The 4,220-nt window shown below is 63.9% G+C and carries 3 protein-coding genes; all 3 read left to right on the top strand.

Features of this window, described 5'->3' with window-relative positions; genetic code table 11:
* The first annotated feature begins 510 nt into the window (after positions 1-510).
* Positions 511-1,110, top strand: coding sequence for a YdeI/OmpD-associated family protein (locus EOB36_RS33240; RefSeq protein ID WP_128286556.1), 600 nt, complete (start codon positions 511-513; stop codon positions 1,108-1,110).
* A 265-nt stretch (positions 1,111-1,375) separates the two neighbouring features.
* Positions 1,376-2,581: an NAD-dependent formate dehydrogenase gene (locus EOB36_RS33235; RefSeq protein ID WP_164897700.1), complete on the top strand. Its 1,206-nt coding sequence runs from the start codon at positions 1,376-1,378 to the stop codon at positions 2,579-2,581.
* 244 nt (positions 2,582-2,825) lie between these two features.
* Positions 2,826-4,220, top strand: a 1,395-nt coding sequence (locus tag EOB36_RS33230; RefSeq protein WP_128286554.1) for a PAS domain-containing protein, incomplete at its 3' end; no start/stop codon positions are given.

The raw sequence follows: 4,220 nt of genomic DNA, 5'->3' as shown, positions 1-4,220 counted from the left end.
GTGTTCACGATTCCCCGGGGAGCGGGCGGCGGTATCTTGAGCCGTCGGTGACACTGCCGATCTCCCCCCTTGTGGGGGAGATGCCCGGCAGGGCAGAGGGGGCGCGACGGATCGCCAGCGTCTCGTTTCCTGAATTAACATGGGGCAGTTGCAAAGGGTTGAAGGTCGGCGGGACAGCACCCCCCTCTGTCCTGCCGGACATCTCCCCCGCAAGGGGGGAGATCGGTAGCTTCGCCGACGGCGCCTCCTTCGCAAGTATGGATGCAGTTTAGAAGGTTTGCGAAAGCCGAAGCGACATCCAATCTCCCCCCCTTGCGGGGGAGATGTCCGGCAGGACAGAGGGGGGTGGGAGGGAACGCGATAACGCAAAAGTGGCCGCCGGCCATCTGTTGACGAGATTCTGCTATTACTGCATCCGACGATGGCGGCGGCGCTGAGGCAGGGAACGATGACGACAATCAAAACGTGGACTGAAGGTCGACTAGTGCCAGCGAAGCGGCGGACCCTCTGATGGCGCCCATCAAGGTCGATCCTGCCAAGGTGCGCGAGTTCAGCGATGCCGAGAGCTTCTACACCTGGCTCGGCAACCACCACGACACCGAGACAGAAGTCTGGATCAAGATCCACAAGGTCGGTTCGGGGCTGCCTTCGATCACGCCGAAGGAGGCCATCGATGTCGTTCTGTGCTGGGGCTGGATCGATGCCGTGCGCAAGGGGCTCGACGACAAGAGCTATTTGCAACGCTACACGCCGCGCGGCAGGAAGAGCACCTGGAGCCAGATCAACGTCGACAACGTCGCCCGGCTGATCGAGCAGGGCCGGATGACAGAGCATGGGCTGAAACAGGTCGAGGCAGCGAAGGCCGACGGGCGCTGGGCGCGCGCCTATGGAAGCGGCAAGGACATGAAAATCCCCGACAATCTTCAGGCTGCAATAGACGCCGAGCCCAAGGCCAAGGCGATGCTGGCAACGCTCAGCGCGCAGAACCGTTTCGCGCTCGCCTTCCGCATCCACAACATGAAGACCGAAGCCGGGCGCAAGAAGAAGATCGCGGCGTTTGTCGAAATGCTGAAGCGCGGTGAGACGATTTACCCGCAAGGGAAGAAATGAGGGTTTGTGGCCGGCCGTCACGGCAGTCGCTGCGGATCGTCATCGGGCGTACGTTCAAGTCCGACGATGGACGCGGCACTGTTGCCTGCCGCTGGCCTTGAAACCACGTCAGGCTCCTCCATCTAGTTCGCAATAGCGCGCAACTTTCCGAGGAAGCGCCAGGAGTTGCTGGCCTCCGACAAACCAGAGTGGCCGCCCGCTGGTTTTTGGCGGGCAGCCTTAACAATCGAGCGTCTTCCTCGTTGTCGGACGAAGGGAGATCAAAATGGCAAAGGTCGTTTGCGTCCTCTATGACGATCCCGTCGACGGTTATCCGTCAAACTATGCGCGGGATGGGCTGCCGAAGCTCGACCGCTATCCCGGCGGCCAGACGCTTCCCACGCCGAAGGCCATCGACTTCGAACCGGGCGTCCTGCTCGGCAGCGTGTCGGGCGAGCTCGGCCTGAGGCCATTTCTCGAAAGCGCCGGGCACAGCCTGGTCGTGACCTCGGACAAGGACGGTTCCGACAGCGTGTTCGAACGCGAGCTCGGTGACGCCGAAATCGTCATCTCGCAGCCGTTCTGGCCGGCCTATCTGACCAAGGAACGAATAGCCAAGGCAAACCAACTCAAGCTTGCGATCACCGCCGGCATCGGATCCGACCATGTCGATCTGCAGGCCGCGATGGACCGCGGCATCACCGTCGCCGAGGTGACCTACTGCAACTCGATCAGCGTGTCCGAGCATGTGGTGATGATGATCCTCGCGCTCGTGCGAAACTATATCCCCTCTTACCAGTGGGTCATCAAGGGCGGCTGGAATATCGCCGACTGTGTGGCGCGCTCCTACGATGTCGAAGGGATGCAGATCGGAACCGTCGGCGCCGGCCGCATCGGCAGCGCGGTGCTGCGCCGGCTGCGGCCGTTCGACGTCACATTGCACTACACCGACCGCCACCGCCTGCCCGAGGCGGTCGAGAAGGACCTTGGCGTCACCTTCCACCCGGACGCCGCAGCCATGGTCGGCATCTGCGACGTGGTGACGATCAATGCCCCCTTGCATCCGGAGACGGAGAACCTGTTCGACGAGGCGATGATCGCCAGGATGAAACGCGGCGCCTATCTGGTGAACACGGCACGCGGCAAAATCTGCAATCGCGACGCCGTTGCGCGGGCGCTGGAGAGCGGCCAGCTCGCGGGCTATGCCGGCGATGTCTGGTTCCCGCAGCCGGCCCCTAAGGACCATCCGTGGCGATCGATGCCGTATCACGGCATGACGCCGCATATTTCGGGATCGTCGCTCTCGGCGCAGGCGCGCTATGCCGCAGGCACGCGCGAAATCCTGGAATGCTGGTTCGAAAGCCGGCCGATCCGCGAGGACTACCTGATCGTCGATGGCGGCAAGCTGGCCGGTGCCGGCGCGCATTCCTATAGCGCGGGCGACGCCACAAGCGGTTCGGAAGAGGCGGCGCGCTTCAAGGCCAAGGCGTGAGCCAACAGGGCCTGATCCAGGCGGGATCAGGTCTCCGCAGGGGTCGAATGCGGCAGTTCGCGGGTATCGTGTAGGCGATGGGCCGGATGGCCTCCGCATCCCTCGTTGCATCGACCGGCGGGGCCAAAGAAACTGCCAGCCGTGATGTCTCCGATGGGCCCCTTCGCCCGCTCTTTGCACAGTAACGGTTTCTTCTCTGATTTCGCTGCACATTGGCCGCGACGGAGCGGGCGAAGTCCAGGGCATGGCCGACAGGAAGAATCGCAACGGAGAGTTCTGGGAGCTGGCGCTCGAACGCGCGCATCTTGGCGTCTGGGACTGGGATCTCGCGAGCGGCGACTGTTTCTATTCGGCAATGTGGTTGCAGATGCTTGGCTATGGCGAGGGTGAGCTTGTCGAGACAAGCGATCTCTGGTTGCAGCTGACGCATCCCGACGATCGCGAGCGGGCGGTGGCCAGCGGTGAACGCCACATTGCCGGCCAGACCGATTCCATCGAGACCGAGCTCAGGCTGAAGCACAAATCCGGCCACTGGGTATGGGTACTCGATCGCGGCGGGGTGGTCGAGCGCGATGCCGGAGGCCGGCCGGTCCGGCTGATGGGCGTCCAGACCGACATCACCAAGCAGAAGCAAGCGGAACACGAGCTTGAACAGGTGAATGTGCGCTTTCGCCTGGCATTGGCCGCCAGCGGCACCGGCATCTGGCATCACGACCTCGCCGCACGCAAAAGCTACTGGGACGAGCGCACTAGGGAAATTTTCGGGCTTGTCGCCGACACCGACGAGGTGTCGAGCGACCTCTGGCACAGCTATCTGCATCCGGACGACAGGGACTACGCCGAGCGGGCGCATAAGGTGCCGCTGCAAACCCAGAAGGTCGTTGCCGTGCAATACCGCATCATCAAGCGGGACGGCGAGGTCCGACATATCGAATCGCTGATACGGTTCATCGCCGACGCTCAATCGTCGGGTCAGATCCTGGGCACGGTGCGCGACATCACCGAGGCCAAGCAACGCGAGCAGGAGCTTGCCCACGCGGCCGATCACGACGCGCTGACCGGCCTTTTGAACCGCGCCGCATTCGACCGGCTGCTGGCCCAGCATATCGCAACGGCGCGCCCGCTCGCGGTCTTCTACGTCGATCTCGACTACTTCAAGGCCTTGAACGACTTCGCCGGCCACGCCGCCGGCGACCTCGCGCTGAAGAGCGTCGCCGAGGGCATTCTGGGCTGCCTGCCACGGTCGGTGCACGCCGCGCGCCTCGGCGGCGACGAGTTCGCGCTGATGGTGCCTGATTGCGACGCAGCCCAAGCCGAGCGTATCGCCGGCGCGGTTCTCGCGGCGGTTCGCGACGCCGACCTCGGCTCGACGGCGGCGTCGCGCAAGCTCGCGGCCAGCATCGGCATCGCCTTTGTCGCCGATGCGAATACCGCGGTGGCCGACGCGCTCGCCTGCGCCGACGACGCCTGCTATGCGGCCAAAGCTGCCGGGCGCAATCGCTTCGCGGTGTTCTCCCCTGAGACAACATCCGGTTCCGGCGGCCTCAATGCGGCACGGCTGGCGGCCGACACCGTCGATGCCATGGAGGACGGAAGACTGAAACTGTTCGGCCAGGAAATCCATCGGCTCGGGAAACTC

Source organism: Mesorhizobium sp. M6A.T.Cr.TU.017.01.1.1 (assembly GCF_004023115.1).
GTDB lineage: Bacteria > Pseudomonadota > Alphaproteobacteria > Rhizobiales > Rhizobiaceae > Mesorhizobium > Mesorhizobium mediterraneum.
This window is presented reverse-complemented; position numbering and strand designations above follow the sequence as displayed.

Bases quoted from the DNA above. Each gene is read 5' to 3' on its own strand.
- EOB36_RS33240 (WP_128286556.1), top strand. From the start codon at position 511: ATGGCGCCCATCAAGGTCGATCCTGCCAAGGTGCGCGAGTTCAGCGAT.
- EOB36_RS33235 (WP_164897700.1), top strand. From the start codon at position 1,376: ATGGCAAAGGTCGTTTGCGTCCTCTATGACGATCCCGTCGACGGTTAT.